General features: G+C 64.1%; 28 protein-coding genes, 1 tRNA gene and 1 pseudogene. 19 read left to right on the forward strand and 11 right to left on the reverse strand.

The window, feature by feature from the left end; translation table 11 throughout:
* The first annotated feature begins 11 nt into the window (after positions 1–11).
* The gene (locus AC25MA_RS04715) at positions 12–1235 is read left to right on the forward strand and encodes a methyltransferase (RefSeq protein WP_280060384.1); all 1224 of its coding nucleotides are present in this window, start codon (positions 12–14) and stop codon (positions 1233–1235) included.
* A gap of 225 nt (positions 1236–1460) precedes the next feature.
* Here the strand turns inward: AC25MA_RS04715 and mdtI are convergent, their stop codons facing one another.
* Both mdtI and AC25MA_RS04725 read right to left on the reverse strand, forming a co-directional pair.
* The gene (gene mdtI, locus AC25MA_RS04720; protein WP_028688476.1) at positions 1461–1778 is read right to left on the reverse strand and encodes a multidrug/spermidine efflux SMR transporter subunit MdtI; all 318 of its coding nucleotides are present in this window, start codon (positions 1776–1778) and stop codon (positions 1461–1463) included.
* On the reverse strand, positions 1772–2131 hold the full coding sequence (locus AC25MA_RS04725; RefSeq protein ID WP_028688477.1) for a multidrug/spermidine efflux SMR transporter subunit MdtJ: 360 nt from the start codon (positions 2129–2131) through the stop codon (positions 1772–1774). The genes mdtI and AC25MA_RS04725 overlap by 7 nt, the downstream gene beginning before the upstream one ends.
* Positions 2132–2658: 527 nt before the next feature.
* On the opposite strand from AC25MA_RS04725, the gene AC25MA_RS04730 reads away from it, so the two are divergent.
* The 7 genes from AC25MA_RS04730 (at position 2659) to AC25MA_RS04760 (ending at position 5897) form a co-directional block, all read left to right on the forward strand.
* Complete coding sequence (locus tag AC25MA_RS04730; protein ID WP_062359792.1) at positions 2659–3237, forward strand: hypothetical protein; 579 nt, start codon at positions 2659–2661, stop codon at positions 3235–3237.
* A 9-nt stretch (positions 3238–3246) separates the two neighbouring features.
* Positions 3247–3453, forward strand: a complete 207-nt coding sequence (locus AC25MA_RS04735) for a helix-turn-helix domain-containing protein (RefSeq protein ID WP_023629980.1) — start codon at positions 3247–3249, stop codon at positions 3451–3453.
* Between the two features lie 18 nt (positions 3454–3471).
* On the forward strand, positions 3472–3858 hold the full coding sequence (locus AC25MA_RS04740) for a hypothetical protein (protein ID WP_486971818.1): 387 nt from the start codon (positions 3472–3474) through the stop codon (positions 3856–3858).
* 22 nt (positions 3859–3880) lie between these two features.
* Positions 3881–4132, forward strand: coding sequence for a hypothetical protein (locus tag AC25MA_RS04745; protein ID WP_028688480.1), 252 nt, complete (start codon positions 3881–3883; stop codon positions 4130–4132).
* Between the two features lie 98 nt (positions 4133–4230).
* Positions 4231–4306: transfer RNA gene (locus AC25MA_RS04750), tRNA-Thr, on the forward strand.
* A 155-nt stretch (positions 4307–4461) separates the two neighbouring features.
* Complete coding sequence (gene nirK / locus AC25MA_RS04755) at positions 4462–5607, forward strand: copper-containing nitrite reductase (RefSeq protein WP_486971819.1); 1146 nt, start codon at positions 4462–4464, stop codon at positions 5605–5607.
* A 77-nt stretch (positions 5608–5684) separates the two neighbouring features.
* Positions 5685–5897 carry a DUF3079 domain-containing protein gene (locus AC25MA_RS04760; RefSeq protein ID WP_028688484.1) on the forward strand — a complete coding sequence of 71 codons (213 nt, stop codon included), beginning with the start codon at positions 5685–5687 and terminating at the stop codon, positions 5895–5897.
* A gap of 101 nt (positions 5898–5998) precedes the next feature.
* On the opposite strand, the pseudogene AC25MA_RS04765 reads toward AC25MA_RS04760, so the two are convergent.
* The 6 genes and pseudogenes from AC25MA_RS04765 to serA all read right to left on the reverse strand — a co-directional run.
* Positions 5999–6398: pseudogene (locus AC25MA_RS04765) on the reverse strand (type II toxin-antitoxin system HicB family antitoxin); the annotation flags it as partial.
* Between the two features lie 118 nt (positions 6399–6516).
* Entirely contained in the window at positions 6517–7062 is a 546-nt protein-coding gene (locus tag AC25MA_RS04770; protein ID WP_028688486.1) for a phosphonate degradation HD-domain oxygenase, read from the reverse strand.
* A gap of 91 nt (positions 7063–7153) precedes the next feature.
* Positions 7154–8176, reverse strand: coding sequence for a putative 2-aminoethylphosphonate ABC transporter substrate-binding protein (locus AC25MA_RS04775; RefSeq protein WP_028688487.1), 1023 nt, complete (start codon positions 8174–8176; stop codon positions 7154–7156).
* A gap of 30 nt (positions 8177–8206) precedes the next feature.
* Entirely contained in the window at positions 8207–9931 is a 1725-nt protein-coding gene (locus AC25MA_RS04780) for a putative 2-aminoethylphosphonate ABC transporter permease subunit (protein WP_486971820.1), read from the reverse strand.
* Position 9932: 1 nt separating this feature from the next.
* Entirely contained in the window at positions 9933–10991 is a 1059-nt protein-coding gene (locus tag AC25MA_RS04785; protein ID WP_062359809.1) for a putative 2-aminoethylphosphonate ABC transporter ATP-binding protein, read from the reverse strand.
* Between the two features lie 185 nt (positions 10992–11176).
* Positions 11177–12406, reverse strand: a complete 1230-nt coding sequence (serA, locus tag AC25MA_RS04790; RefSeq protein ID WP_028688490.1) for a phosphoglycerate dehydrogenase — start codon at positions 12404–12406, stop codon at positions 11177–11179.
* A gap of 172 nt (positions 12407–12578) precedes the next feature.
* Between serA and AC25MA_RS04795 the strand changes: the two genes are divergently transcribed.
* From AC25MA_RS04795 to AC25MA_RS04810, 4 genes are all read left to right on the forward strand, one after another.
* On the forward strand, positions 12579–13976 hold the full coding sequence (locus tag AC25MA_RS04795) for an FAD-binding oxidoreductase (RefSeq protein WP_062359811.1): 1398 nt from the start codon (positions 12579–12581) through the stop codon (positions 13974–13976).
* 25 nt (positions 13977–14001) lie between these two features.
* A complete protein-coding gene (locus AC25MA_RS04800; protein WP_486971821.1) occupies positions 14002–14667 on the forward strand; it encodes a fumarylacetoacetate hydrolase family protein in 666 nt (221 codons plus the stop codon).
* 151 nt (positions 14668–14818) lie between these two features.
* The gene (locus tag AC25MA_RS04805) at positions 14819–15739 is read left to right on the forward strand and encodes an SdiA-regulated domain-containing protein (protein ID WP_280063509.1); all 921 of its coding nucleotides are present in this window, start codon (positions 14819–14821) and stop codon (positions 15737–15739) included.
* Positions 15740–15825: 86 nt separating this feature from the next.
* Positions 15826–16731 carry an SdiA-regulated domain-containing protein gene (locus AC25MA_RS04810; protein ID WP_028688494.1) on the forward strand — a complete coding sequence of 302 codons (906 nt, stop codon included), beginning with the start codon at positions 15826–15828 and terminating at the stop codon, positions 16729–16731.
* A gap of 71 nt (positions 16732–16802) precedes the next feature.
* Here AC25MA_RS04810 and rpiA read toward each other — a convergent pair whose 3' ends face one another.
* Positions 16803–17477, reverse strand: a complete 675-nt coding sequence (rpiA, locus tag AC25MA_RS04815) for a ribose-5-phosphate isomerase RpiA (RefSeq protein ID WP_486971822.1) — start codon at positions 17475–17477, stop codon at positions 16803–16805.
* A 133-nt stretch (positions 17478–17610) separates the two neighbouring features.
* On the opposite strand from rpiA, the gene ilvA reads away from it, so the two are divergent.
* Positions 17611–19125, forward strand: coding sequence for a threonine ammonia-lyase, biosynthetic (gene ilvA / locus AC25MA_RS04820; protein WP_486971823.1), 1515 nt, complete (start codon positions 17611–17613; stop codon positions 19123–19125).
* Between the two features lie 72 nt (positions 19126–19197).
* Positions 19198–19623 carry a DUF2269 family protein gene (locus tag AC25MA_RS04825; protein ID WP_028688496.1) on the forward strand — a complete coding sequence of 142 codons (426 nt, stop codon included), beginning with the start codon at positions 19198–19200 and terminating at the stop codon, positions 19621–19623.
* Positions 19624–19655: 32 nt separating this feature from the next.
* On the opposite strand, the gene AC25MA_RS04830 is transcribed toward AC25MA_RS04825, so the two are convergent.
* Complete coding sequence (locus AC25MA_RS04830; protein ID WP_028688497.1) at positions 19656–20312, reverse strand: histidinol-phosphatase; 657 nt, start codon at positions 20310–20312, stop codon at positions 19656–19658.
* A 141-nt stretch (positions 20313–20453) separates the two neighbouring features.
* Between AC25MA_RS04830 and AC25MA_RS04835 the strand changes: the two genes are divergently transcribed.
* A complete protein-coding gene (locus tag AC25MA_RS04835) occupies positions 20454–20933 on the forward strand; it encodes an RNA pyrophosphohydrolase (RefSeq protein ID WP_028688498.1) in 480 nt (159 codons plus the stop codon).
* Positions 20934–20955: 22 nt separating this feature from the next.
* Positions 20956–23229, forward strand: coding sequence for a phosphoenolpyruvate--protein phosphotransferase (gene ptsP / locus AC25MA_RS04840; RefSeq protein ID WP_028688499.1), 2274 nt, complete (start codon positions 20956–20958; stop codon positions 23227–23229).
* A 95-nt stretch (positions 23230–23324) separates the two neighbouring features.
* On the opposite strand, the gene AC25MA_RS04845 is transcribed toward ptsP, so the two are convergent.
* Positions 23325–24071, reverse strand: coding sequence for an NRDE family protein (locus AC25MA_RS04845; RefSeq protein ID WP_182321925.1), 747 nt, complete (start codon positions 24069–24071; stop codon positions 23325–23327).
* Between the two features lie 131 nt (positions 24072–24202).
* On the opposite strand from AC25MA_RS04845, the gene AC25MA_RS04850 reads away from it, so the two are divergent.
* The 3 genes from AC25MA_RS04850 to AC25MA_RS04860 are packed head-to-tail and all read left to right on the forward strand — an operon-like array spanning position 24203 to position 26831.
* Complete coding sequence (locus AC25MA_RS04850) at positions 24203–24985, forward strand: sulfite exporter TauE/SafE family protein (protein ID WP_028688501.1); 783 nt, start codon at positions 24203–24205, stop codon at positions 24983–24985.
* Positions 24986–25001: 16 nt separating this feature from the next.
* Entirely contained in the window at positions 25002–25811 is an 810-nt protein-coding gene (gene lgt / locus AC25MA_RS04855; protein ID WP_050707398.1) for a prolipoprotein diacylglyceryl transferase, read from the forward strand.
* Between the two features lie 48 nt (positions 25812–25859).
* Positions 25860–26831 (forward strand): thymidylate synthase, encoded by a 972-nt coding sequence (locus AC25MA_RS04860; protein WP_028688503.1) that lies wholly within the window; start codon positions 25860–25862, stop codon positions 26829–26831.
* Positions 26832–26958 lie beyond the last annotated feature (127 nt).

The raw sequence follows: 26958 nt of genomic DNA on the forward strand, positions 1-26958 counted from the left end.
CCGGTGCTCGAATGACCACAACATCCTGCCTGCAAAACGACCAGCTCCTCGAGCGCTTCCAGGCCCTCGACCGCTTCCTCGCACAGCACCAGCCGCTGTGGCACCCACGCCCGTTCACCCACCTGCGCCTGGCGTGGGAAGACGAACACCCGGAACTGTCCCATTGGCTTCGCCAATGTACCCTCGAACAAGCCGAGTCCCTCGACACTCCCGAGGCCCCGGCCCCCTTCCCACAACTGGCCGCCAAAGCCGCGCAGCTGTCCGCCGTCGGCGAACTGCCCGACGCCGGCCTGCATCCCGCCGGCCACCGCCTCGATGTCGGTGTCCCTGGCCGCAAGTGGCAGCAGATCGAAGCCTTCAGCCGTCGCCTGACGTTCAGTCAACCCGCCCGACACTGGCTTGACTGGTGTTCCGGCAAAGGCCACCTGGGCCGTCGCCTGCTACAGCCCGGCCAGCGCCTGACCTGCCTGGAGTACGACGCCGAACTGGTCAGCGCCGGCAAGGCCCTGAGCGAGCACCATCACTTGCCTGCCACCCATGTGCATCAGGACGTCATGGCCGCCGACAGCGCTCGCCACCTGGACGGCGACAAGAGCGTGGTCGCCCTGCACGCCTGCGGCGACCTGCATGTTCGGCTCATGCAGCTGGCAAGCCAGCAGGGTTGCCGGCAGATCGCCGTTGCGCCCTGCTGCTACAACCGCATCCAGGGCCAGGCCTATCAGCCGCTCTCCCGCGCCGCCCGAGCCTCGAGTCTGGCGTTGACCCAGGAAGACCTGGGCCTGCCGCTGAGCGAAGCGGTCACCTCCAGCCTGCGCACCCGCCGCCAGCGTGACAGCTCCATGGCCCGCCGCCTGGGCTTCGACCTCCTGCAGCGCCAGCAACGTGGCGTAGACGACTACCTGCCCACGCCATCGCTGCCGGTCAGCTGGCTGGCAAAGCCCTTCGAGCAGTACTGCCGCGACCTGGCCGAACTCAAGCAGGTCATGATCAGCGGCAACCCCGACTGGGCCTTCCTGGAAGCAGCCGGCCAGCGACGCCTGGCCGAGGTGCGCAACCTCGAGCGGGTACGCAATCTCTTCCGCCGCCCCCTGGAATTGTGGCTGGTGCTCGACCGCGCCTTGTTTCTTCAGGAGCAACGCTATGCGGTGAGGGTCGGCGTGTTCTGCGACTACCCGCTAACGCCTCGCAACTTGCTGCTGCTTGGGGAGCGCGACATAGCACCGCAGGGCAGTTGACAGCCTGTGGATAACTCTGTGAACAAGCTTGTGATGAAAGTCACCAAATGTTGGATCCAGAGGCTATTTGCGCGGGTTTGCTTATTCCACTGCAGCCGGCAAAGTCAGTAAAAACAGGCCTTTGCGCAAAGACCGATGGTAGCGCCGGTCGGCATGCCTTTCGCGCAAGCAATCAATGCCCATTGTGCATAAACCATTCGGCCGAGCGCTCTGGCAGGGGTGTTGTCAAGCCAGTTTGAGCAAGCTCATGCCTACCAGCAGCAGCACCAGGCCGAGCCAGCCGCGCCCGGCCAGGCGCTGGCCGAACAGGGCCCAGCCCATGGCCACGGTGGCAAGAATGCCGAAGCCACCCCAGATGGCGTAGGCCAGCGACAGGTCGATGTCCTTGACCGCCTGGGCCAGCGCGGTGAACGCCGCCAGCACACACAGGATCGAGGCCACGCCCAGGCCCTTGCGGCTAAAACCCTCGGAATACTTGAGCAGCAGGTTGGCCAGGACTTCCAGCACGATGGCCAGGCCCAGCCAGGCAAATGGCATCAGCATGGCACCGCCTCCCCTTCACGCTCGACGGCCTTGGCCCGAGTGCCGGCCTTGACCAGCAGGATACCGGCGATCATCACCGCCAGGCCCAGGGCCTTGGTCCAGCCCAGGCTTTCGCCGAGCCAGAGCACGCTGATCAGGGTAATCAGCACGATACCGAACCCTTCCCACAGCGCGTAGGCGACACCCACCGGCACCCGCTTGACCGCCAGGGCCAGGAAGAAATACGACAGACAGATCATGACGTACATGACGGCATGCCCCAGCACGGGGAAATGGGTGGCGGCGAGTTTCATCGACGCCGTGCCGATCACCTCGAAGGTGATGGCGACGATCAGGTAGATCCAGGAACGCATGATGCCCTCCCATGGGCGACAGCAGCCGAGTGCACAGGTATCGGCGCCAGTCAGAGATGGTTATGGCTGTAGAGGGAGGGTGGCGCTAGAGGTCGCCGGTCCAGTGACGTTCACGGGAAACCAGGCGGGAGGAGGAGAGGAGCTTGAAAGCTTTGCTGTTCAACATAATGAACACGAGATTAGCTGAACTGATCGATTAAGTCAAAACGATAGGGTTAGACTAAATGTTTCTCGCGAAAAATTGCGCGCCTCCAGATTTATCCCCTTAAAGCCTGTTGAAAGCTTCGTAAATTATATTCCCCACAGTCGTTCCTATAGGGATGACCCTGCGACTGCTCTATAGCGTAGGCAAGCTTCCTCAGCGTGGGAGCGGGCTGGCCTCGCGAACACTAGCAAGGCCTGTGCCATGCTCACCCCCTTCCCCTGCGACAAACCGTCGCCACAGTCAAAAATACAAAATTAATTATTGTTTTACGATAATTATTCAAGAATAATCCGCCCCATTCATCACTGTACGGAGGCACCCCATGAACAGTAGATCCGTGGCCTATGCACGTTCGCGCCTACGCACCATCGGCACATTTGCCGCCTACCTGGCCTGGACGACCGCGATCGTCGAGTTGGCGGCCATCCCGTTGCTCTGCATCTTCGACTTCCCTGAAATGCTCAACGGCTACCTGCAGGCCTATGGCGACCAGATGCCCCTGCTGCTGGAACCCGGCTACATGCCATCTCCCCTGGCCATCGGCCTGGTACTGGCCGTGGACATGATCCCGACAATGATTTCCGTCATTGCCCTAAGCCTGACCGGCCTGTTCTTCCATCGGCTGTCCCGTGGCCAGACTTGGTCCTCGGACAACATCAAGCTGCTGTGGTGGGTCGGCCTGCTGTGCATCTTCACCCCGTTGCTGTGGCCGGTGACCTACACCTTGCAGGGCCTGGCCCTGGCTATCGACCTGCCGGCCGGCGAAAGGAGCTTCAGCTTCTCGATCGGTGTATCATCGCAGGCTGTCTACGAGATCATGAAAGGCATCCTGCTGTGTGCCTTCTCGCTGCTCATGCGTGACGCCAAGACCATCAGCGATGAACACAACTGTTATGTCTGACTGCTTCCTATGCCGATAATCATCCGCCTCGACGTCGTCATGGCCCGGAACAAGATGCGTTCCAAGGACCTGGCGGAAATCATCGGTATCACGGAAGCGAACCTGTCGCTGCTGAAGAACGGCAAGATCAAGGGTTTCAAGATCGAGACCCTGGAGAAGCTGTGTCGCGCCCTGAACTGCCAGCCCGGCGACCTGCTGGAGTTCAGCGACGAATGATCAAGGACTGCAACACCCATGACACTTTTCCACAACAGTTTGGCCGCCCTCGTGCTGGCCTGCCTGGCCTTGGCCCTGGCCGGCTGCGGCCCGAGCTACACCTATAGATATTCGCCACCGCCCAGCGCGCATGGCATGAATTGCATCAACAGCTGTTCGACCGAGCGCAACCACTGCCAGCAGATGGCGCGCCTGCAGGAGAACAGCGAACGTGCCTTGCACCAGGCCGAGATGAGGGCCTACCAGTACTGCAAGAACGGCAAGAGCAAGAAGGAAGCGCGTCACAGTTGCTACTACCCGAGCTACCCCTCCTACACGGGGAGCAGCTACAGTTGCGGCAATGACTACGACTCCTGCTACATGGCCTGCGGCGGCACCATCCAGCGCATCCTGAACAAAGACTGATCCCGGAACGGACTCGAACATCGTGAAACACACCAAGCCCTTCGCCCTGCTGACCCTCGCCCTGGCCATGACCGGCTGCGCCAGCGGCACGCCATCGAGCAAGCCCGCCCCGCTGAACTGGAACATGCCCGGCATGCAACTGGGCGGCGACCGCGGCCTGCCCCTGCACAACGCCGACGGCAGCTGCCGCAAGCGCGGCTGCGACAACGGCAAGCTGTTCTTCAACCCGGGCCAGCCCGAGCCAAGCGTCAACTCGATTCACCGCGGCTGGTAGGAAAATTCTCCTTTCTGCGCGGTGACTTAGGGGAATGTGCGATGGATGCAACGAAGTGGTTTACAGCGCCAAATCCATCGCTATAATGACGCCCCTGTGCCGGTATAGCTCAGATGGTAGAGCAACTGACTTGTAATCAGTAGGTCCCGGGTTCGATTCCTGGTGCCGGCACCATCCTCAAAAGCCTCGACGAATGTCGGGGCTTTTTCGTTTCAGCCCCTGCGACACATTGCCCACCCTCTCCGCTTCTTGTTCTCCCTCAATAAACCTTACCTTTAAAGCGGCTATTCCTGTGCCCGACGGCTTTCGTCGACTTAAGGAGAAGTCCCATGAACGAGCAAGAAGGCGTGTCCCTCACCCGGCGCGGCATGCTGGCCGGTACTGTGCTGCTAGGCGTCGGCGCCTCGGCGCTTGGCAGTGGCCTGGCCCAGGCCGCGACCGCCGTGCCGGGCCAGGACCCGGCGGTTGACCTGGCGAAACTGGAACGTGTCAGCGTCGAGCTGGTGGCGCCGCCGCAAGTCCACGCTCATACCCAGCGTGCCGAGGGCAAGCCGCGGATCGTCGAGTTCCGCATGGTCATCGAAGAGAAAGAACTGGCCATCGACACCGCCGGCGCCTACATCCACGCCATGACGTTCAACGGCTCGGTTCCCGGCCCGCTGATGGTGGTGCATGAGGGCGACTACGTGGAACTCACCCTGGTCAACCCAGCCAGCAACAGCATGATGCACAACATCGATTTCCACGCCTCCACCGGCGCCCTCGGCGGCGGCGAGCTGACCCACGTGAAGCCCGGCGAGCAGGTCAAGCTGCGCTTCAAGGCCGACCGTGCCGGGGGGTTCGTATACCACTGCGCACCGGGCGGGGCGATGATTCCCTGGCATGTGGTGTGCGGCATGAACGGCGCGATCATGGTCCTGCCCCGCGATGGCCTGAAGGACCCCGAGGGCCGGCCATTGCGCTACGACAAGGTCTGGTACATCGGCGAGCAGGACTACTACATCCCCCGCGACAAGGACGGCAAGTACAAGCGCTACGCCAACCCCATGGCCAGCTTCGGTGACATGAGCCAGCTGATGAAAGGGCTGGTGCCCAGCCATGTGGTGTTCAACGGCAGCGTCGGTGCCCTGACCGGCAAGCAGGCGCTCACCGCCAAGGTCGGCGAGACCGTGCTGATCGTTCACTCCCAGGCCAACCGCGATACCCGCCCGCACCTGATCGGCGGCCACGGCGACTATGTCTGGGCCTCGGGCAAGTTCGCCAACCCGCCGCAGCGCAACCTGGAAACCTGGTTCATTCCCGGCGGCGCGGCGGGCGCGGCGTTGTATACCTTCCGCCAGCCCGGGCTGTACACCTACCTCAACCACAACCTGATCGAAGCGGTGATGCTCGGCGCCGCCGCGCATGTGCAGGTCGAGGGCCACTGGAACGACGACCTGATGAAACAGGTGCAGGCGCCCGGGCCGATCAGCTAGCGGCATTGACCCCGATCAAGCCCCTTGGCCATGCGCGGCATAGCCTGAGCGCAGGCATTCACTTCATGGAGGGAAACATGGCCAAGCGATTTCCCAGCAACCCCAGCCATCCCGAACGGATCTGCTGGGGCTGCGACCTGTACTGCCCGGCCAAGGCACTGGCATGCGGCAACGGCGCGGACCGGACCATGCATCCGGTGGAGTTGTTCGGGGAGGATTGGAACCAACTGGACGATCACCTCGACAGGCCAATCGACCCCCACCCGGATCGCCAATCAAACGCAGGTTGATCCGGCCCTTAAAACTACAGATCTCGATCGGACTGAAACGATGGCGAATTGTGCGTCAGCGTGCGCCTACCGTTGGACGCGAGCGCCCGATCACTTGCACCCTGCAAGATCCTGAGCGCCGCTTCGGCCAGGAAGCCCGAACGGCTCTTGTGCTCCGGATGGTTCTGCACGTACGCGTCGATGCGGGTGAGCAAGTACGCCGGCAGCGTGATGTTGAGCTTCTCGGCCTTGCCCAGGTAACGGGTGATGTCGATGTCGATCAGCGCCCAGGTACAGCCGGCATAGGCCGGATTCGCCGCGTGCACGCTGACCAGGCTGGCCTTGGGAATCTCCTGCTGGTCCTGGGCCAGCAGTTCGAGGTGGCCTTCGATGGCCTCGCGGGCCATGGCAATTGCGTTGTCGAGGTCCTCGCCGGCCGAGAAACAGCCTGGAATATCAGGGACTTCCACACCCCCTGGCATGTTTATCGTCACCGGGGAGAATCGCAATGGGGAACGACATGGTGATAGGTCTCCTCGTCGCGACGGGTGGGCTGCCAGGAGGGGAAGTATGGTAAGAGGCACAGCATGAGCATCTGGAGAAGTGATGCGGGATCTTGCGGAAAGGGAAAACGGATCGATCAAAGTACCGCCAGCGCCTTTCTCTTCAGCACCTCCAGATCCATCACGGGCACCCCGGTCAGCTTCGCCATCTCGTCCCACTCACGCAGGCGCAGACTCACCCGGAACAGAGGATCGGCCTCGAACGCGTCGGCTTCGCTGTTGTTCATCACCCCGCCCTGGTAGGCCAGCGTGCGCCGGCTGGCCTCGCTCAGGCGAGCGTAGTAGCCGGGCTGGCGCAAGGTCAGGTAGCGCTTGGCCTCGACGTGATACTGCACCAGCCGCGCCAGTCGCTCGCTGAAACCGCAGCGGCGCAGGTACTCGGCGCCGATGCGCTCATGGCTGACGATGCCATAGCCGCCCATGTCCTCGCCCTCGCACAGGTGGCCGATGTCGTGGAAGAAGGCAGCGAGGATCACTTCGTCGTCGTAGCCCTCCTCCATCGCCAACTGGGCGGCCTGGGACATGTGCTCGACCTGGGTGATGGCTTCGCCGATGTAGTCGGCGCTGCCATGACGGTCATAGAGGGCAAAGATGTCGCTGACAATCTGGGAGGATGTTGCCATCACGCGGGCTCCTGTTCTGACGGATGTGACGCCGTAGCGGGGCAAGCCCGCTCCCACGATCTTGCAGGAACAGGCTCGCTGCGCGAGGGCTTTACTGCTGGGCGACCTTCTCGGACTTGCCGTCGTAGCGCTTGCGCCACTCACTGAGGATCTGGTCGCGGTTCTTCGAGGCCCAGGCGAAGTCGTTCTTGATCAGGCGCTGCTCGTAATCGGCCGGCAACTCGGTCTGCGGCTTGGCGATGCCCGGCGCGGCGAGCACGGCGAAGTTCTCCTTGTACAGCTCCATGGCCGCGGGGCTCGCGGAGAAGTCGGCCAGGCGCCTGGCGGCATCGGCCTTCGGCGAGCCCTTGATCACCGCGGTGGCTTCGATCTCCCAGCCCAGGCCTTCCTTGGGCAGCACGATATCCAGCGGCGCGCCCTGGCGCTTGAGCTGCACGGCCGGGTACTCGAAGGAGATGCCGATCGGGAATTCACCGGCGGCCGCCAGCTTGCACGGCTTGGAGCCGGAATGAACGTACTGGCCGATGTTCTGGTGCAGCGCATCCATGTAGGCCCAGCCCTGCGGTTCGCCGAAGGTCTGCAGCCAGGCGCTCACATCCAGGAAGCCGGTGCCGGACGAGGCCGGGTTGGGCATGACGATCTTGCCCTTGTATTCAGGCTTGGTCAGGTCCTGCCAGCTCACCGGCTTGCTCAGGCCCTGCTTCTCGGCCTCGACGGTGTTGAAGCAGAGGGTCGCGGCCCACACGTCCATGCCCACCCAGGCCGGCGGGTTGGCGGCGTCGCGATAGTTGGCCGAGATCTTGCCCAGGTCTTTCGGCGCATAGGCCTCGAGCATGCCGTTCTGATCGAGGATGGCCAGGCTGGAAGCAGCCAGGCCCCACACCACGTCGGCCTGCGGACGGTCCTTCTCGGCCAGCAGCTTGGCGGTGATGATGCCGGTGGAGTCGCGCACCCACTTGATCTCGATGTCGGGGTTGGCCTTTTCGAAAGCCTGCTTGTAGCGCTTGAGCTGCTCGGCCTCAAGGGCGGTGTAGACGGTCAGCTGGGTCGCGGCCGAGGCCTGCAGGCTGAAGACAGCGGATACGGCAGCGGCAAGTGCGAGGGGCTTGAACATGATGCGGTTCCTATCAGTGTGGGCAGTCGGTCAATGGCCTGGGGCGCGCTGGCGCCAGGCCTGGGAGCGGCGCAGCAGGCCGCGTGAGGCACCGGCCAGCAGCAAGGATGCGGCAGCGCTGGTGAGCAGGATCAGGGTCGACATGGCGGCGGCACCGCCGACGTTGCCGGCGTCGTCCATGTTCAGCACGGCAACGGCGGCGAGGATGGTGTCGGGGCTGTACAGGAAGATCGCCGCCGACACGGTGGTCATGGCCGAGACGAACAGGTAGCGAATGATGTCCAGCAGCGCCGGCAGGCAAATCGGCACGGTGACCCGCATGAAATGCCTGTACAGCGGCGCCTTGAGCGACAGCGCGGCGGCCTCGAACTCGCCATCGAGCTGGCGCAGTGCGGTGGTGGCGGTCATCTGCGCGGTGGTCAGGTAGTGAGCGATGGTGCACACCACCAGCAGCGCCATGCTGCCGTAGAACACATGCAGCGGGTTGCCGTTGAGGTTAAAGAAGAACACGTAGCCCAGGCCCAGCACCAGGCCGGGCACCGCCATGGGAATAAAGCTCAGCAGGCGCAGCAGTTGGTTGAGCAGGCGCTGCCCCTGGGTCTTCTCCATCAAGTAGGCGCCGGTGAAGATCACCACGCTGCCGATCAGCGCGGTGCCGATAGCCATGGTCACGCTGTTGCGATAGGCCAGCCAACCACCACCGGCGGTGTCCTCGAACATGTAGTGCTTCAGCGACAGCGACAGGTTGTACGGCCAGAACGTGACCAGCGACGAGTACACCGCCATGCCGATCACCGCCAGCAGTGCGGCGCACACCAGCAGCACGATGGCCAGGAAGCAGCCATCGCGCAGCCGCGACGGCTTGGCCTCGAACACCTGGGCGCGGCCGCTCATGGCCTCGCCCTGGCGGCGGCGCAACCAGGCATCGACGGCGAAGCTGAGCAACGCCGGTACCAGCAGCACCATGCCGATCAGCGCGCCACGACCGAACTGCTGCTGGCCGACCACGGCCTTGTAGGCTTCCAGGGCCAACACCTGGTAATCCCCACCTACCACGACAGGCACGCCGAAATCGGTGATGGTCAGGGTGAACACCAGGCAGAACGCGGCGAACACCGCCTGGCGCGTGGCCGGCCAGGTGATGCTGAAGAATGCCCGCGCCGGCCCAGCCCCCATGCTCGAGGCGGCGTCGAACAGTCGCGCGTCGGCCAGCGACAGCGCCGAAAGCAGGATCATCAGGGCGTGGGGGAAGGTGTAGATGGCCTCGCCGATGACGATGCCCCAGAAGCCGTAGATGTTGTCGCTGAGCAGCCCGCGCAGCAGGCCCTGGTTGCCGAACAGGTACACCAGGGCGATGGCCGGCAGCATCGACGGCGCCAGCAACGGCAGCAGCGAGATGCCTCGCCAAAGGCCCTTGGCCGGAATCAGCGTGCGTTGCAGGGCATAGGCAAACAGGTAGGCCAGCGGCACGACAATGGCAGCGACGGTGAAGGCCACCGCCAGGCTGTTGCCGAGCAGCCAGTGGAAGTTCTCGCTGGCGAACAGCTCACGGGCCGCCGGCAGGCCGCCGCCCTGCCCGGCTTCAGCGCTGAAACCGCGCCAGAAGATCGCCAGCAACGGCATCAGCACCGCCAGCACCAGCAAGATCAGCAGCAGGCTCTTGCCACCGACCACGAACAGACGGTCCCCTAGAGCGACACCACTGCGAGGTGCGACCTTGGTGGAGGTGAGCGGCAGGGTCATCGGCGCGGCCATCTCAGGCGAACACCTGCAGGCTCTGCGGCGGCAGGGCCACCCAGATGTCCTGCGAGCCCAGGCGCGGCATCGCCTCCGGCGCCAGCTCCGCAAGCAATGCGTGGCCCGGCAGGGCCTTGAACTCGAAGCTCATGCGGCAGCGGTTGCCGAGGAAAGTGATCTCGCGGACCTTGGCCGGGAACAGGTTTTCCTCGTGTACCACCGGGTTGACGGTGATCGCCTCGGGCCGGCAGAACAGCCGCCCACTGCTGGCGCCAGCGGCGTTGGCCGCCAGGCGCATGTGCAGGCCGCCGACCTGGGCATGGCTGTCGCCGCTGCGCTGGAACGGCAGCCAGTTGCCTTGGCCGACGAATTCGGCGACGAACGGCGTGGCCGGCTGGTCATAGATCTCCTGGGGCGTGGCGTACTGCTCGACCTGGCCGTTGTTCATCACGGCGATGCGGTCGGCCATCAGCATGGCCTCGTCCTGGTTGTGGGTGACCATCAGCGTGGTGATGCCAAGTTGACGCTGCAGCTGGCGCAGTTCGGTGCACAGGTGCTCGCGCACACGGGCGTCCAGCGCCGACATCGGCTCGTCGAGCAGCAGCAGCGACGGCGAGGGCGCCAGCGCTCGGGCCAGGGCCACGCGCTGCTGCTGGCCGCCGGACAGCTGGCCGGGGTATTTCTTCTCGCTGCCGGCAAGGCCGACCAGCTCGAGCATTTCACCGACCCGCTGGCGCGAGGCCTCACGGCTGCTGCCGGCCAAGCCGTAGGCGATGTTGGCCTCGACGGTGAGGTTGGGGAACAGGGCGTAGGACTGGAACAGGATGCCGTAGTCACGGGCCTGGGGTGGCAGCTCGGAGATGTCGCGCTCGCCAATGTATAGCGTCCCGCGGTCCTGGCGTTCGAGCCCGGCGATGCAGCGCAGCAAGGTGGTCTTGCCACAGCCCGATGGGCCGAGCAGGCACACCAGCTCGCCGGCGGCGATGTCGAGGGAGACGTCGTTGAGTGCGGTGAAGGCGCCGAAGCGCTTGTGGATACCGCGCACTTTCATCTGTGCGCCTGGCGTGGCGTCGTTCATGGCAAGGCCTCATCGAAGAGATGGGGCCATGCTAGGAAGGCTGTGAGACGGTTGTGTGGCGAGGGGGTAAAAACGAGTGATAGTGGTATTGGTGGATTTTTGTAGTGGCCCTTCTGGGTTTTAGCCGTTAGCCAAACAAAAAAGGGAGGCCACCAGGGCCTCCCGCTTTCATGACGCAGTGAAACTCAGAACAGTACGCGCGAGCGGATGGTGCCCTTCACGTGCTGCAGTTTCTCCTGGGCCAAGTCCGAGTACTCGGCGTCGACGTCGATGACCACGTAACCCACTTTCTCGTTGGTCTGCAGGAACTGACCGGAGATGTTGATACCGTTCTCGGCGAACACCTTGTTGATCTCGCTGAGCACGCCCGGGATGTTTTCGTGGATGTGCAGCAGGCGGTGCTTGCCTGGGTGGGCCGGCAGGGCCACTTCCGGGAAGTTGACCGACGATACGGACGTACCGTTGTCGCTGTACTTGACCAGTTTCTCGGCCACTTCCAGGCCAATGTTGGCCTGGGCCTCGGCGGTGGAACCACCGATATGCGGGGTCAGGATCACGTTGTCCAGGCCGCGCAGCGGGCTTTCGAACTCTTCGTCGTTGGAGCGCGGCTCGACCGGGAACACGTCGATGGCGGCGCCGATCAGGTGCTTGTCCTTGATCGCGGCGGCCAGGTGGTCCAGCTCGACCACGGTACCTCGGGCGGCGTTGATCAGGATCGAGCCCTTCTTCATCGCGCGGATTTCCTTCTCGCCGATCATCCACTGGGTGGACGGCAGCTCAGGCACGTGCAGCGAGACGATGTCGGCCAGGCCCAGCAGCTCGTGCAGGCTGGTGACCTGTACCGCGTTGCCCAGCGGCAGCTTGGTCAGCGGGTCGAAGAAGTACACCTGCATGCCCAGGCTCTCGGCCAGGACCGACAGCTGGGTGCCGATCGAGCCGTAGCCGACGATGCCCAGCTTCTTGCCACGGATCTCGAAGGAGTTGGCCGCGCTCTTGATCCAGCCGCCACGGTGGCAGGAAGCGTTCTTCTCGGGGATGCCGCGCAGCAGCAGGATCGCTTCGGCCAGCACCAGCTCGGCCACCGAACGGGTGTTCGAGTAAGGGGCGTTGAACACGGCGATACCGCGCTCGCGAGCCGCTTCCAGGTCGACCTGGTTGGTGCCGATGCAGAAGCAACCGACCGCCACCAGTTTCTTCGCGCAGTCGAAGATCTCTTCGGTCAGTTGGGTGCGCGAGCGGATGCCGATGAAATGGGCATCGGCGATCTTTTCCTTCAGCTCGGCTTCCGGCAGCGAACCAGTGAGGTATTCGATGTTGGTGTAGCCGGCGGCCTTGAGGGTATCGACCGCGTTCTGGTGCACACCTTCAAGAAGAAGGAACCGGATCTTGCTCTTGTCGAGAGAAGTCTTGCTCATCTGCGTAAACCTGTATCCCGGAGAAAAATGGCGAAGAGGGGGTGAAGCGGCGCGGCGTCGGCCTTAGCACGAACAGCGGGAGGGCTATGCTAGCATACGCGACACAATCTGAGCTTATGCCGACAGGTGAAGCGTGCTCAGGGTGACTATGAATAAGTCGAGAGTTCCAGCGATGACCCAGTCTGCGGTAATTGATGAGCTGATGACCCTGGTCGACCCTGGCAAGGTCCTCACCGACCCGGCCTCGCTCGAGGCCTACGGCAAGGACTGGACCAAGCACTACCCGCCGGCTCCCACCGCCATCGTCTTCCCCAAGTCTGTCGAGCAGGTACAGGCCATCGTGCGCTGGGCCAACCGGCACAAGGTCGCCCTGGTGCCATCGGGCGGGCGTACCGGCCTGTCGGGCGCCGCCGTGGCCGCCCATGGCGAGGTGGTGGTGGCCTTCGATTACATGAACCAGATCCTGGCCTTCAATGAATTCGACCGCACCGTAGCCTGCCAGCCAGGGGTCGTCACCCGCCAGTTGCAACAGTTTGCCGAGGACCAAGGCCTCTATTACCCAGTGGACTTCGCCTCGAGCGGTTCCAGCCAGATCGGCGGCAACATCGGTACCAACGCTGGCGGGATCAAGGTGATTCGCTACGGCATGACCCGCAACTGGGTGGCCGGGTTGAAAGTGGTCACCGGCAAGGGCGAGCTGCTCGAACTGAACAAGGACCTGATCAAGAACGCCACCGGCTACGACCTGCGCCAGCTGTTCATCGGCGCCGAAGGCACCCTGGGCTTCGTGGTCGAGGCCACCATGCGCCTGGACCGCGCGCCGCGCAACCTCACCGCCATGGTGCTGGGCACGCCCGATTTCGACGCGATCATGCCGGTGCTGCACGCCTTCCAGGGCAAGCTCGACCTGACGGCCTTCGAGTTCTTTTCCGACAAGGGTCTGGCCAAGATCCTCGCCCGGGGTGATGTGCCCGCGCCGTTCGAAACCGACTGCCCGTTCTACGCCCTGTTGGAGTTCGAAGCCAGCACCGAGGAAGTGGCCAACGAGGCCCTGGCCACCTTTGAGCACTGCGTGGAGCAGGGCTGGGTGCTCGATGGGGTGATGAGCCAGAGCGAGACCCAGCTGAAGAACCTGTGGAAGCTGCGCGAGTACCTGTCCGAGACCATCTCGCACTGGACGCCGTACAAGAACGACATCTCGGTCACCGTGTCCAAGGTGCCGGCTTTCCTGCGCGATATCGACGCCATCGTCGGCAAGCACTACCCGGACTACGAAGTGGTCTGGTACGGCCACATCGGCGACGGCAACCTGCACCTGAACATCCTCAAGCCCGACCACATGAGCAAGGACGACTTCTTCGCTTCCTGTGCCAAGGTCAACAAATGGGTGTTCGAGATCGTCGAACGCTACAACGGCTCGATCTCCGCCGAGCATGGCGTGGGCATGACCAAGCGTGACTACCTGGGCTACAGCCGCTCGCCGGAGGAAATTGCCTGCATGAAGGCGATCAAGGCCGTGTTCGACCCGAACGGCATCATGAATCCGGGTAAGATCTTCGCTCCCGAATAAAAAGCAGTATTCACAGGAGTCGGCCATGAGTTACCAGCACCAGTACGTAGACGGCACGCGCATCCATTTCCCGCTGGGCAAGGTGGTGTGCATCGGCCGCAACTACGCCGAGCATGCCAAGGAACTGGACAACCCCATCCCCAGCGAGCCGCTGCTGTTCATAAAACCCGGCAGCTGCGTGGTGCCCCTGGAAGGCGGCTTCAAGATCCCGACCGAGCGCGGTTCGGTGCACTACGAAGCGGAGATCGCCGTGCTGCTGGGCAAGCCTCTGTCCACCCATCCCTCCGAGGACGAGGTGCTCGACGCCATCTCCGGCTTTGCCCCGGCGCTGGACCTCACTCTGCGCGATGTGCAGGCGAAGCTGAAGGAAAAGGGCCTACCCTGGGAACTGGCCAAGTGTTTCGATGGCGCCTGCGTGCTGCCGCCGTTCGTGTCGGCCGGTACCTTCGAGGACCTGACCGATATCGGCATTCGTCTGACCATTAACGGCAAGGTACGCCAGGACGGCAACAGCGCGCTGATGCTCAACCCGATCGTGCCGATGATCCAGCATATGGCGGCGCATTTCTCCCTGCAGGCCGGCGATGTCATCCTCACCGGCACCCCGGCGGGCGTGGGGCCGTTCAATGTGGGCGATGAGCTGGTGCTGGAACTTCCGGGCGCGAGCCGGTTCGAAGGCCGGGTGCTCTGACCAAGATCGACGACGGCGCAATGCCGTCGTCGCCGCCCTTGCCGGTAGGATTTGTCGTTTTTTTCACAATTGATCCGGATAATTCGCTGTTTCCCGCTCCTTTGCCGACCGTGGCGACCACCCTGCCGCCTATTTCCAGGATCCCTGTCCGATGACCAATCCCCCCAGCGCATCCCTGCCGCCAAAGCGACGACTGATCACCCGCTGGTCGCTGTGGCTGCTTGCGCTGGCGATCATCGCCTATGGCCTGGTGGTGGCCATGCATTGGGATGACCGTGGCCTGCTGTGGATAAAGGAAGGCTTCGAAAGCCAGGCCGAGCGCCAGGAAAGCATCTGGCTGCCGGACTACGTGGTCGACATCGATGCCAAGCCGTTGCCGGGCATGGAGCGTGACGAAGCATCGGACCTCGCGTTCAATCCGCACACCCGCACCTTGTTCTCGGTCATGGGCAAGCACCCATTCCTGGTCGAGCTCACCCTTGACGGTGATGTATTGCGCAAGATTCCCCTGGTGGGCTGGTCGAACCCGGAAGGCGTGGCGGTACTCGAAAATGGCCAGGTCGCCATTGTCGACGAGCGCAACCATGACCTGACGCTGGTCAAGGTGGATGCCACCACGACATCGCTGAACCGCGCCGACTATCCGTCCTATGACCTGGGCAATACCGAGGATGGCAACAAGGGCTTCGAAGCCATTGCCTGGGACCAGATCCGGCAGCGGCTGATCATCGGCGCCGAGCGGCCACCGAAACTGTTCATCTGGAGCACTGACGGCCAAGGCCCGCTCAAGGGCGACAAGCAACCGCTGCCCAGCGACGAATTGGACCTGCGCAACCTGTCGGCACTGGGCATCGACCCGCGCACCGGTCACCTGCTGGCACTGTCGGCGGACTCCAACATGCTGCTCGAACTGGACGAGAAGGGCGAGCAGGTCAGCTTCATGACCTTGCTCGGTGGCTTCAACGGCCTGGGTGACACCATTCCGCGGGCTGAAGGTGTGGCGATGGATGACAGGGGCAACCTGTACATCATCAGTGAGCCCAACCTGTTCTATCGTTTCAGGAAGCCCTGAACTGCCAGACTTTCCTGATGATGGCATTAAGCTTTGCTTCAGTTGATAGTGGTTAGCTACGCGCTCCTTTCGCCGAGTCCGTCCGCATGCGCCGCCACCTTCGCCTGATCTTCGCCTTCATCGTGCTTGTTGTCCTGCTCGTCCTGGCTGCTGCCGGGCATGAGTTCCGCCTGTTCGAGCGCGGCTGGTTCAACCTCAAGACCTGGTGGCAACCGGCCGAACAAAGCATCGGCCTGGATCGCTACCGGGTGGCGATCGAAGCGCAGCCCATCGTCGGGCTGGACGACGACATCTCGGCGCTGACCTACGATCCCGACCGCAAGAGCCTGTTCACCGTCACCAATGCCCGCTCGGAGCTGATCGAGCTGTCGCTGGACGGCCGTATCCTGCGCCGCGTGCCGCTGACCGGCTTCGGTGACCCCGAGGCGGTAGAGTATGTGGGACCCAACAGCTACGTGATCACCGACGAGCGCCAGCAGCGGCTGATTCGCGTGCGCCTGGACGACGACACCCTGTTCCTCGACGCCAGCGATGCCGAGCAGCTGTCCCTTGGCATCGGTCTCAATGGCAACAAGGGCTTCGAGGGACTGGCCTACGACTCGGCGGGCAAGCGCCTGTTCGTGGCCAAGGAGCGGGATCCGATGATGATCTACGAGGTGCATGGTTTTCCCCATGACAACCCCGACAAACCCTATGCCGTGCATGTGGTGCAGGACCGCAAGCGTGACCGGCGGCTGTTCGTGAGGGACCTGTCGAGCCTGCAGTTCGACGAACGCAGCGGGCACCTGCTGGCGCTGTCGGACGAGTCGCGGTTGGTGCTGGAGCTGGATGTGGAGGGCAGGCCGCTGAGCACGCTGTCGCTGCGCAAGGGGTCTCAGGGTTTGAAGCAGACCGTGCCGCAGGCGGAGGGGATTGCGATGGATGACGCTGGGACCATTTACCTGGTCAGCGAGCCGAACCTGTTCTACGTGTTCAAGCAGCCGGCTGATTGATTGCCTGGGCTGGCGCTGTCGCGGGGCAAGCCCGCTCCCACCGTGGGAGCGGGCTTGCCCCGCGATGAGGCTTACTCGGCCTTGAGGGTCTTCACGCCTTCTGCGGTCCCCAGCAACAGCACATCCGCAGGACGCGCCGCGAACAGGCCATTGGTGACCACGCCGACAATGGCGTTGATCTGGCTTTCCAGCTCCACCGGGTTGATGATCTGCAGGTTGTGCACATCCAGAATGACGTTGCCGTTGTCGGTCACCACGCCTTCACGGTAGACCGGGTCACCGCCCAGCTTGACCAGCTGGCGCGCCACATGGCTGCGGGCCATCGGAATCACCTCGACCGGCAGCGGGAAGGCGCCGAGCACCGGTACGAGCTTGCTGGCGTCGGCGATGCAAATGAAGGTCTTGGCCACCGCCGCGACGATCTTCTCCCGGGTCAGGGCCGCACCGCCGCCCTTGATCAGGTTGAGGTGGGCGTCGCTCTCGTCGGCGCCGTCGACGTAGAACTCCAGCTCGCTGACGCTGTTCAGCTCGTAGACCGGGATGCCATGGCCCTTCAGGCGCTGAGCGGTGGCTTCGGAGCTGGCGACGGCGCCATCGAAGGCGGTCTTGTGCTGGGCCAGGGCGTCGATGAAGAAGTTGGCGGTCGAACCGGTACCGACGCCGACGACGCTTTTCTCATCCAGTTTCGGCAGGATGAGATTGACGGCGGCCTGGGCGACGGCCTGTTTGAGTTGGTCCTGGGTCATGCGGGCTCCGGGAGGGGCTGGGCGGATTTCAAAGTTGCCTAGTATAACGGCTCCGGCGGCTTTGCTGTGGTCGCCCGACGTGACGCTGCGGTAGACTCCCAGCCCTTGTCCCGCGGCCCAGTGATGCTTTCCGATGCTCGAACAGTACGTCAAGAAGATCCTCACCTCGCGCGTCTACGACGTTGCCGTCGAAACCCCGCTGCACAGCGCCGGGCAGTTGAGCAAGCGCCTGGGCAACACCGTGCTGCTCAAGCGCGAGGACCTGCAGCCGGTGTTCTCGTTCAAGATCCGCGGGGCCTACAACAAACTCGCGCAACTGAGCGCCGAGGAACTGGCCCGCGGCGTGGTCACCGCTTCCGCCGGCAACCACGCCCAAGGCCTGGCCCTGGCGGCGCGGGAGCTGGGGATCAAGGCGACCATCGTCATGCCCAAGACCACCCCGGAGATCAAGATCGAAGGCGTGCGCTCGCGGGGCGGCAAGGTGGTGCTGCACGGCGACACCTTCCCCGAGGCACTGGCCTACTCGCTGAAGCTGGTGGAGGAGAAGGGCTTCGTCTACATCCACCCCTACGACGATCCGCACACCATCGCCGGGCAAGGCACCGTGGCCATGGAAATCCTGCGCCAGCACCCGGGCCAGCTGGACGCGATCTTCGTGCCGGTCGGCGGCGGCGGGCTTATCGCCGGCATCGCGGCGTACGTGAAGTACCTGCGCCCCGAGATCAAGGTGATCGGCGTCGAGCCGGACGACTCAAACTGCCTGCAGGCGGCCATGGCCGCAGGCGAGCGCGTGGTGCTGCCGCAGGTCGGCCTGTTCGCCGACGGCGTGGCGGTGGCGCAGATCGGCCAGCACACCTTCGACATCTGCCGTCACCATGTGGACGAGGTGATCAACGTCAGCACCGACGAGATCTGCGCGGCGATCAAGGATATCTACGACGATACCCGCTCGATCACAGAACCTGCAGGCGCACTGGGCGTGGCCGGTATCAAGAAATACGTCGAGCTCAAGGGCGTTGCCGGGCAGACCCTGGTGGCCATCGACTCGGGTGCCAACGTCAATTTCGACCGCCTGCGCCATGTGGCCGAGCGCGCCGAACTTGGCGAGAAGCGCGAGGCGATCATCGCCGTGACCATTCCCGAGCGCCCGGGGAGCTTCAAGGCCTTCTGCGAAGCCATCGGCAAGCGCCAGATCACCGAGTTCAACTACCGCAAGCACACCTCGGACGAGGCGCATATCTTCGTCGGTGTGCAGACCCACCCCGAAACCGACCCGCGCGCGGCGTTGGTCCAGCAGTTGACCGAACAAGGCTTCCCGGTTACCGACCTGACCGACAACGAGCTGGCCAAGCTGCACATCCGCCACATGGTCGGTGGCCACTCGGCCGGGGCCAGCGACGAGATGGTGCTGCGCTTCGAGTTCCCCGAGCGGCCGGGCGCGCTGTTCAACTTCCTCAACAAGCTAGGTGGGCGCTGGAATATCTCGATGTTCCACTACCGCAACCACGGCGCCGCCGATGGCCGGGTGGTCGCGGGCCTGCAGGTGCCGGAGGAGGAGCGCCACCTGGTGCCAGCGGCGCTGGCCAAGATCGGCTATCCGTACTGGGACGAGACCGAGAATCCGGCCTACCAGCTATTCTTGGGCTGAACACGCCAAACGGACCTCGTGGGAGCGGGCTAGCCCCGCGATGAAGCCACCAGCCAGAAGGACGATCACGAAATGGAACACCTGACCACCCTCAAGACCCTGCACATCCTCGCCACCGCCCTGTTGCTGCTGGGTGGCCTGGGCCTGGCGATCTGGACTGTCCGCGCCCGCCGCCAGGGCGATGCCGAGGCCTACGGCAAGCTGTTGCGCCGACCACTGGTGTTCATCTGGCTGCTGATGGGATTGTGCCTGGTGAGCATGCCGTTCACCGGCTGGTGGCTGGTGCACCTGGTCGGCTGGCCACTGGGGCAGACCTGGGTGCTGGCGTCCAGCATCATCTATACGCTGGGCGCGTTTGCCGTGTGGTGGCTGGTAGTGCGGCTCAACCGGCTGCGCAAGGCTGAAACCGTGGGTTTGAAGTTCACCTTGGCATTGGCGCTGTTCAGTGGCGTCTGCTTCCTGTCCATTGCTGGCCTGATGGGCGCCAAGCCGATCTAGGCTCCGTGGGCTGCTTTGCAGCCCCGCCGATCTCAACGCCGAAGAGAAATCACCGGCCACCCCCGCCGCTCGGCCTCGGCCCGCAGCTTCGGATCCGGATCCACCGCCACCGGGTTCGCCACCACCTCCAGCAACGGCACGTCGTTCAGCGAGTCGCTGTAGAAGTAGCTGTCTTCCAGGTCGAACCCGTTCTCCAGCATCCAGCGCGCAAGCCGCGTCACCTTGCCTTCACGGAAACAGGGTATATCGGTACTGCGCCCGGTATAGCGCCCGTCCTGCGTTTCGCATTCGGTCGCCAGCAGTACGCGCACGCCCAGGCGGTGGGCGATCGGCGCGGTGACAAAGCGGTTGGTGGCGGTAATGATCACCAGTTGGTCGCCCGCCTCGCGGTGCTGCTGCAGCAACGCCAGGGCCTTGGGCAGGATGATCGGTTCGATGCAGTCGCGCATGAACTCGCGGTGCCACTGCTCCAACTGCGCGGGCTCGCTGGCCGCGAGGATTTCCATGGAAAAGGCCAGGTAGGCCTGCATATCCAGGGAGCCGTTGAGGTAGTCCTGGTAGAAAGCGTCGTTGCGTTGCTTATAGGCGATCGGATCGAGAATGCCCCGCTCGCATAGGTAGTCACCCCAGGCGTGGTCGCTGTCGCCACCGAGGAGGGTATTGTCCAGGTCGAATAAAGCCAGGCGCATCGCGGTCACTCGCATCAGCCACGGGAGAGTCCCGCAGAATACGGAGTTTTCACCTCGCTGCACATAAGCTTGGCGGGCGCGTTGCTGCGCGCTCGGGCTTTGTGGAACAATGCGTTGACATGCGTTTGCGAGGTTGCTGCCGTGATCGACCCGGATGGTTTTCGCCCCAATGTCGGGATCATTCTCACGAATGATGCCGGGCAGGTGCTATGGGCTCGGCGGATCAACCAGGATGCCTGGCAGTTTCCCCAGGGTGGTATCAACCCTGACGAGACGCCGGAAGATGCCCTGTACCGCGAGCTGAACGAAGAAGTGGGCCTGGAGCGCCAGGATGTGGAAATTCTTGCCTGCACCCGTGGCTGGTTGCGTTATCGTTTACCCCAGCGCCTGGTGCGCACCCACAGCCAGCCCCTGTGCATTGGCCAGAAACAAAAGTGGTTCCTGCTGCGCCTGGTGAGCAATGAGCAACGGGTGCGCATGGACCTCACCGGCAAACCGGAATTCGATGGCTGGCGCTGGGTCAGCTACTGGTATCCGCTGGGCCAGGTGGTGACATTCAAGCGCGAGGTATACCGCCGCGCCCTGAAAGAGCTAGCCCCGCGCCTGCTGACGCGCGACTGACGACGGAGTCCGACCCCGAGCCATGCTCAATACGCTGCGCAAGATCGTCCAGGAAGTGAACTCCGCCAAAGATCTCAAGACGGCGTTGGGTATCATTGTCTTGCGCGTCAAGGAGGCGATGGGCAGCCAGGTCTGCTCAGTCTACCTGCTCGACCCGGACAGCAACCGCTTCGTGCTGATGGCGACCGAGGGCCTGAACAAGCGCTCCATCGGCAAGGTCAGCATGGCCCCCAATGAAGGCCTGGTCGGCCTGGTCGGCACCCGCGAGGAGCCACTGAACCTCGAGAACGCCGCCGACCACCCCCGCTATCGCTACTTCGCCGAGACCGGCGAAGAGAAATTCGCCTCCTTCCTCGGTGCGCCGATCATCCACCACCGCCGCGTGGTGGGGGTACTGGTCATCCAGCAGAAGGAGCGCCGCCAGTTCGACGAAGGCGAAGAGGCCTTCCTGGTCACCATGAGCGCCCAGCTCGCCGGGGTTATCGCCCATGCCGAGGCGACCGGTTCGATCCGCGGCCTGGGGCGCCAGGGCAAGGGTATCCAGGAAGCCCGCTTCGTCGGTGTGCCGGGCTCTCCAGGCGCCGCCGTCGGCCGCTCGGTGGTGATGCTGCCGCCTGCCGACCTCGAGGTGGTGCCGGACCGCACCGTCGAGGACATCGACAACGAACTCAAGCTGTTCAACAACGCCCTTGAAGGCGTGCGCGAGGACATGCGTAAGCTGTCGGCCAAGCTCGCCACCCAGCTGCGGCCCGAAGAGCGCGCGTTGTTCGACGTGTACCTGATGATGCTCGAGGACGCCGCCCTCGGTGGCGAGGTGGTCGAGGTCATCAAGACCGGCCAGTGGGCCCAGGGCGCCCTGCGCCAGGTGGTCGGCGAGCACGTCAACCGCTTCGAGCTGATGGACGATGACTACCTGCGCGAGCGCGCCTCGGACGTCAAGGACCTGGGCCGGCGCCTGCTGGCCTACCTGCAGGAAGCCCGTTCGCAGTCGCTGGTCTACCAGGACAACACCATCCTGGTCAGCGAAGAGCTGACCCCGGCCATGCTCGGCGAGGTGCCGGAAGGCAAGCTGGTGGGCCTGGTCTCGGTACTGGGCTCGGGCAACTCCCATGTGGCGATTCTTGCCCGTGCCATGGGCATCCCGACCGTCATGGGCGTGGTCGACCTGCCCTATTCGAAGGCCGACGGCATCGAGATGATCATCGACGGCTACAAGGGCGAGGTGTTCACCAACCCCGGCGAGGTGCTGCGCAAGCAGTACAGCGATGTGGTCGAGGAGGAGCGCCAGCTGGCCCGTGGCCTCGACGCCCTGCGCGAGCTGCCGTGCATCACCCCGGACGGCCATCGCATGCCGCTGTGGGTCAACACCGGCCTGCTCGCCGATGTGGCCCGCGCCCAGCAGCGCGGCGCCGAGGGCGTCGGCCTGTATCGCACCGAAGTGCCGTTCATGATCAACCAGCGCTTCCCCAGCGAGAAGGAACAGCTGGCGATCTACCGCGAGCAGTTGCAGGCGTTCCACCCGCTGCCGGTGACCATGCGCAGCCTCGACATCGGTGGCGACAAGTCGCTGTCGTACTTCCCGATCAAGGAAGAAAACCCGTTCCTCGGCTGGCGCGGCATCCGCGTCACCCTCGATCATCCGGAAATCTTCCTGGTGCAGACCCGCGCCATGCTCAAGGCCAGCGAGGGCCTGAACAACCTGCGCATCCTGCTGCCGATGATCTCCGGCATCCACGAGCTGGAAGAAGCCCAGCACCTGATCCACCGTGCCTGGGGCGAGGTGCGCGACGAAGGCACCGACGTGCCGATGCCGCCGGTGGGGGTGATGGTGGAGATTCCCGCCGCCGTGTACCAGACCCGTGAACTGGCGCGCCAGGTCGACTTCCTCTCGGTCGGTTCCAACGACCTGACCCAGTACCTGCTGGCGGTCGACCGCAACAATCCGCGGGTCGCCGACCTTTACGACTACCTGCACCCGGCGGTGCTGCAGGCCCTGCAGACCGTGGTCAGCGTCGCCCACGAGGAAGGCAAGCCGGTGAGCATCTGCGGCGAGATGGCCGGTGACCCGGCCGCGGCGATTTTGCTGATGGCCATGGGCTTCGACAGCCTGTCGATGAACGCCACCAACCTGCCGAAGGTGAAGTGGATGCTGCGCCAGATCAACCTGGGCAAAGCCAAGGAACTGCTGGCCGACGCCATGAGCCATGACAACCCGCAGGTTATCCACAGCTCGCTGCAACTGGCGCTGAAGAACCTTGGCCTGGCGCGGATGATCGGGCCTAACAAGACCCTCTGATCGTCGGTACCGGCCTCATCGCGGGGCAAGCCCGCTCCCACAAAGTTGCTGCAAGAGCCTCGTGGGAGCGGGCTTGCCCCGCGATGAGGTCGGACTCACACCTCCAGGCTGACCTCGCCCAGGTGCCCGCCAAACGGCCCGTAGCTGCGCTCGACCATCCGCCGCCGCCCCTGGTCATCGACGATCAGCACCGTGCTCGCCCGCGTCCCATAGTTCTGGCTGGCGATGAACACACTCGACAGCAACCTTTCGGTGGTCAACCCCACGCCAGTCTCCGGCAGCTCACCATCCGACGCGGGCTGCGCATCGCCCAGCAGGGTCAACAGCCGTTGCGGATCGGCGGCCTCAAGCAAACTCTCAAGCCCGCTACGCGCCTTCACCAGCTTGGGCCACGGCGTATCCAGCCCGGCGTTCGAAAGCCCGTAGACCCCAGGCGCCAACAGACGCGGCGCGGCCTCACGGGCATGCAGGTAGCCCAGCCGCTCGCCATCGCCCACCAGCAGGTTGAACCCCGAGTACTGCCCACTGCGGCTGGCCACCTGGTCCAGGTAGGCCTCGACATCCAGCTCGCCCTGCAGGTACGCCGCCACCAGCTCGCCCCGTGAGCGCGGCCCCAGCGGCTGGCGCGGATCGCGGATGTTGGTCAGCGCGGCGAAGCGCCCGTTCGGCCCCACGCCAAGCCAGGTGCCGCCGGCCTCCAGGTCGCGCCCGGCATGCACCCCCGGCGCATCCTCCCAGGCCGCCAGGGCCTGTGTCGGCCGGGCATAGAACTCGTCGCGGTTGGCCGCGACGATCAGCGGCCGGGTCGTCCCCGGCCGCCAGGCGAATACGATCAGGCACATAGGTTGTCCCCTGTGTTTTTGGCCACTCTACCCGCGCCGCCGACCGCTATCCATCATCTGACACAGAGTTCACTAGAGCGCCGGGCTTGGCTTCCGTTACCATGCCGGATTGTTTTCCACTGGGGCCACGAATGGAATTCGCTCTCTATCTGCTGTTGGGCGCCTGCGCCGGCGTGCTGGCCGGGCTGTTCGGCGTTGGTGGCGGCATCATCATCGTGCCGGTGCTGGTGTTCAGCTTCACCCTCCAGGGCTTCGACCCTTCGGTGCTGACCCACCTGGCGGTCGGCACATCGCTGGCGACCATCGTCTTCACCTCGATCAATGCCGTGCGCGAGCACCAGCGCAAGGGGGCGGTGCAGTGGCCGATCTTCGCCTGGATGACCGTGGGCATCCTGCTCGGCGCGCTGGTCGGGGCCAAGACCGCCTCGCTCATCCAGGGCCCGATGCTGCAGAAGATCATCGGCGTGTTCGCCCTGGTGATCGCCGCGCAGATGGCCCTGGACCTCAAGCCCAAGGCCAGCCGCGGCATCCCCGGCAAGCCCGGGTTGACCGCCGCCGGCGGGGTGATCGGCTGGGCCTCGGCCATCTTCGGCATCGGTGGCGGTTCGCTGACCGTGCCGTTCCTCACCTGGCGCAGCCTGCCCATGCAGCAGGCGGTGGCGACTTCGTCGGCCTGTGGCCTGCCGATCGCCCTGGCCAGTGCCCTGGGCTTCATGTGGCTGGGCTGGCACGAGGAACACCTGCCGGCCCACAGCCTGGGCTACGTCTACCTTCCGGCGCTGGTCGGCATCGCTGCCACCAGCATGTTCTTCGCCCGCTACGGCGCGCGTCTGGCGCACAAGCTGTCGCCGCGCGTGCTCAAGCGTCTGTTCGCCGCGCTGCTGTTCTGCGTCGGACTGAGCTTCCTTATCTGAACCTAGAGGAAAGACAATGCTGCCTTACCCGCAGATCGACCCGGTGGCCGTGGCCCTCGGTCCACTGAAAATCCACTGGTACGGCCTGATGTACCTGATCGGCATCGGCGGCGCCTGGCTGCTGGCCTCGCGCCGGTTGAACCGCTTCGACCCGACCTGGAGCCGCGAGAAACTCTCCGACCTGGTGTTCTGGCTGTCGATGGGGGTGATCGTCGGCGGGCGCCTGGGCTACGTGCTGTTCTACGACCTGCACCAGTACCTGGCCAACCCGACCTTGATCTTCGAGGTGTGGAAAGGCGGCATGTCGTTCCACGGCGGTTTCATCGGCGTGATGCTGGCCGCGCTGTGGTTCGGCAAGCGCAACAACAAGTCGTTCTTCGAGCTGATGGACTTCGTCGCGCCGCTGGTGCCGATCGGCCTGGGCGCCGGGCGTATCGGCAACTTCATCAACGCCGAGCTGTGGGGCAAGGCCACCGACGTGCCGTGGGCGATGGTGTTCCCACCATTCAGCGACCCGGCCCAGCTGCCGCGTCACCCGTCGCAGCTGTACCAGTTCGCCCTCGAAGGTGTGGCATTATTCGTCATCCTTTGGCTGTACTCGCGCAAGCCGCGCCCGACCATGGCCGTTTCCGGCATGTTCGCACTGTTCTACGGCATCTTCCGCTTCATCGTGGAGTTCGTGCGGGTACCCGACGCCCAGCTGGGCTACATCGCCTTCGGCTGGTTGACCATGGGTCAGTTGCTCTGCGTGCCGATGATCGTCGGCGGCATCTTCCTGATCTGGTGGGCCTACAACCGTAAGCCGTCGGCCAAGGCCACCGTCTGATTTTCACGGCAGGGGCGATCCCCCTGCCGTTCTTGCTACAGGTAAGCCATGAAACAGTATCTAGATCTGGTCCGTGACGTCATCGAAAATGGCACGCTGCAGGAAAACCGCACCGGCATCCGCACCATCAGCCTGCCGGGCGCCATGCTCAAGTTCGACCTGCAGAAAGGCTTCCCGGCCATCACCACGCGCAAGCTGGCGTTCAAGTCGGCGATCGGCGAGATGGTGGGCTTTTTGCGCGGCGTGAAGAACGCCGGCGAGTTCCGCGAACTGGGCTGCAAGGTCTGGGACCAGAACGCCAACGAGAACGCCCAGTGGCTGGCCAACCCGTTCCGCCAGGGCCATGACGACCTCGGCGAGATCTACGGCGTGCAATGGCGCCAGTGGCCGGGCTACAAGCGCGTCCCGCTGAGCAACCCGGCAGCCATCGAGATGGCTGAAAAGGCCGGTTTCCGCCGTATCGCCCAGGACGAGGAAGACGGCCAGGCGTTCGTCATCCTGTACAAGGCCATCGACCAGGTACGCCAGTGCCTGGACACCATCGCCAACGACCCGGGCAGCCGACGCATCCTGTTCCACGGCTGGAACTGCGCCCAGCTGGATGAAATGGCCCTGCCGCCGTGCCACCTGCTGTACCAGTTCCACCCGAATGTCGAGACGAAGGAAATCTCCCTGACCCTCTACATCCGCTCCAACGACCTGGGCCTGGGCACGCCGTTCAACCTCACCGAGGGCGCGGCGCTGCTGTCGCTGTTCGGCCGCCTGACCGGCTACACCCCGCGCTGGTTCACCTACTTCATCGGCGATGCCCATGTGTACGAGAACCACCTGGACATGCTCAATGAGCAGATGAAGCGTGAGCCGTTGGCGGCACCGAAGCTGGTGATCAGCGACCGCGTGCCGGCATTCGCCGAGACCGGCAAGTACGAGCCGGAGTGGCTGGAGAAGATCGAGCCAAGCGACTTCTGGCTGGAAGGCTACGAGCACCATGCGCCGATGACCGCGCCGATGGCGGTGTAGCTTTTCAGATTGCCGGGGCTGCCTTGCAGCCCATCGCGACACAAGGCCGCTCCCACAGGTACGGTGCAGAACCTGAAACTGCGCTGTACCTGTGGGAGCGGCCTTGTGTCGCGAAAGGGGGGCGCAG

Source organism: Pseudomonas sp. P65(2024), from assembly GCF_057480955.1.

What these genes read in the sequence shown, in the direction of transcription:
- AC25MA_RS04780 (WP_486971820.1), bottom strand. Translation starts at nt 9,931, where the DNA reads ATGGCCGCGCCGATGACCCTGCCGCTCACCTCCACCAAGGTCGCACCT.
- AC25MA_RS04775 (WP_028688487.1), bottom strand. Translation starts at nt 8,176, where the DNA reads ATGTTCAAGCCCCTCGCACTTGCCGCTGCCGTATCCGCTGTCTTCAGC.
- serA (WP_028688490.1), bottom strand. Translation starts at nt 12,406, where the DNA reads ATGAGCAAGACTTCTCTCGACAAGAGCAAGATCCGGTTCCTTCTTCTT.
- AC25MA_RS04735 (WP_023629980.1), top strand. Translation starts at nt 3,247, where the DNA reads ATGCCGATAATCATCCGCCTCGACGTCGTCATGGCCCGGAACAAGATG.
- rpiA (WP_486971822.1), bottom strand. Translation starts at nt 17,477, where the DNA reads ATGACCCAGGACCAACTCAAACAGGCCGTCGCCCAGGCCGCCGTCAAT.
- lgt (WP_050707398.1), top strand. Translation starts at nt 25,002, where the DNA reads ATGCTGCCTTACCCGCAGATCGACCCGGTGGCCGTGGCCCTCGGTCCA.
- AC25MA_RS04760 (WP_028688484.1), top strand. Translation starts at nt 5,685, where the DNA reads ATGGCCAAGCGATTTCCCAGCAACCCCAGCCATCCCGAACGGATCTGC.
- AC25MA_RS04830 (WP_028688497.1), bottom strand. Translation starts at nt 20,312, where the DNA reads ATGCGCCTGGCTTTATTCGACCTGGACAATACCCTCCTCGGTGGCGAC.
- mdtI (WP_028688476.1), bottom strand. Translation starts at nt 1,778, where the DNA reads ATGCTGATGCCATTTGCCTGGCTGGGCCTGGCCATCGTGCTGGAAGTC.
- AC25MA_RS04730 (WP_062359792.1), top strand. Translation starts at nt 2,659, where the DNA reads ATGAACAGTAGATCCGTGGCCTATGCACGTTCGCGCCTACGCACCATC.
- AC25MA_RS04715 (WP_280060384.1), top strand. Translation starts at nt 12, where the DNA reads ATGACCACAACATCCTGCCTGCAAAACGACCAGCTCCTCGAGCGCTTC.
- AC25MA_RS04845 (WP_182321925.1), bottom strand. Translation starts at nt 24,071, where the DNA reads ATGTGCCTGATCGTATTCGCCTGGCGGCCGGGGACGACCCGGCCGCTG.
- AC25MA_RS04810 (WP_028688494.1), top strand. Translation starts at nt 15,826, where the DNA reads ATGCGCCGCCACCTTCGCCTGATCTTCGCCTTCATCGTGCTTGTTGTC.
- AC25MA_RS04800 (WP_486971821.1), top strand. Translation starts at nt 14,002, where the DNA reads ATGAGTTACCAGCACCAGTACGTAGACGGCACGCGCATCCATTTCCCG.
- ptsP (WP_028688499.1), top strand. Translation starts at nt 20,956, where the DNA reads ATGCTCAATACGCTGCGCAAGATCGTCCAGGAAGTGAACTCCGCCAAA.
- AC25MA_RS04805 (WP_280063509.1), top strand. Translation starts at nt 14,819, where the DNA reads ATGACCAATCCCCCCAGCGCATCCCTGCCGCCAAAGCGACGACTGATC.
- AC25MA_RS04850 (WP_028688501.1), top strand. Translation starts at nt 24,203, where the DNA reads ATGGAATTCGCTCTCTATCTGCTGTTGGGCGCCTGCGCCGGCGTGCTG.
- AC25MA_RS04860 (WP_028688503.1), top strand. Translation starts at nt 25,860, where the DNA reads ATGAAACAGTATCTAGATCTGGTCCGTGACGTCATCGAAAATGGCACG.
- AC25MA_RS04795 (WP_062359811.1), top strand. Translation starts at nt 12,579, where the DNA reads ATGACCCAGTCTGCGGTAATTGATGAGCTGATGACCCTGGTCGACCCT.
- ilvA (WP_486971823.1), top strand. Translation starts at nt 17,611, where the DNA reads ATGCTCGAACAGTACGTCAAGAAGATCCTCACCTCGCGCGTCTACGAC.
- AC25MA_RS04825 (WP_028688496.1), top strand. Translation starts at nt 19,198, where the DNA reads ATGGAACACCTGACCACCCTCAAGACCCTGCACATCCTCGCCACCGCC.
- nirK (WP_486971819.1), top strand. Translation starts at nt 4,462, where the DNA reads ATGAACGAGCAAGAAGGCGTGTCCCTCACCCGGCGCGGCATGCTGGCC.
- AC25MA_RS04785 (WP_062359809.1), bottom strand. Translation starts at nt 10,991, where the DNA reads ATGAACGACGCCACGCCAGGCGCACAGATGAAAGTGCGCGGTATCCAC.
- AC25MA_RS04740 (WP_486971818.1), top strand. Translation starts at nt 3,472, where the DNA reads ATGACACTTTTCCACAACAGTTTGGCCGCCCTCGTGCTGGCCTGCCTG.
- AC25MA_RS04770 (WP_028688486.1), bottom strand. Translation starts at nt 7,062, where the DNA reads ATGGCAACATCCTCCCAGATTGTCAGCGACATCTTTGCCCTCTATGAC.
- AC25MA_RS04725 (WP_028688477.1), bottom strand. Translation starts at nt 2,131, where the DNA reads ATGCGTTCCTGGATCTACCTGATCGTCGCCATCACCTTCGAGGTGATC.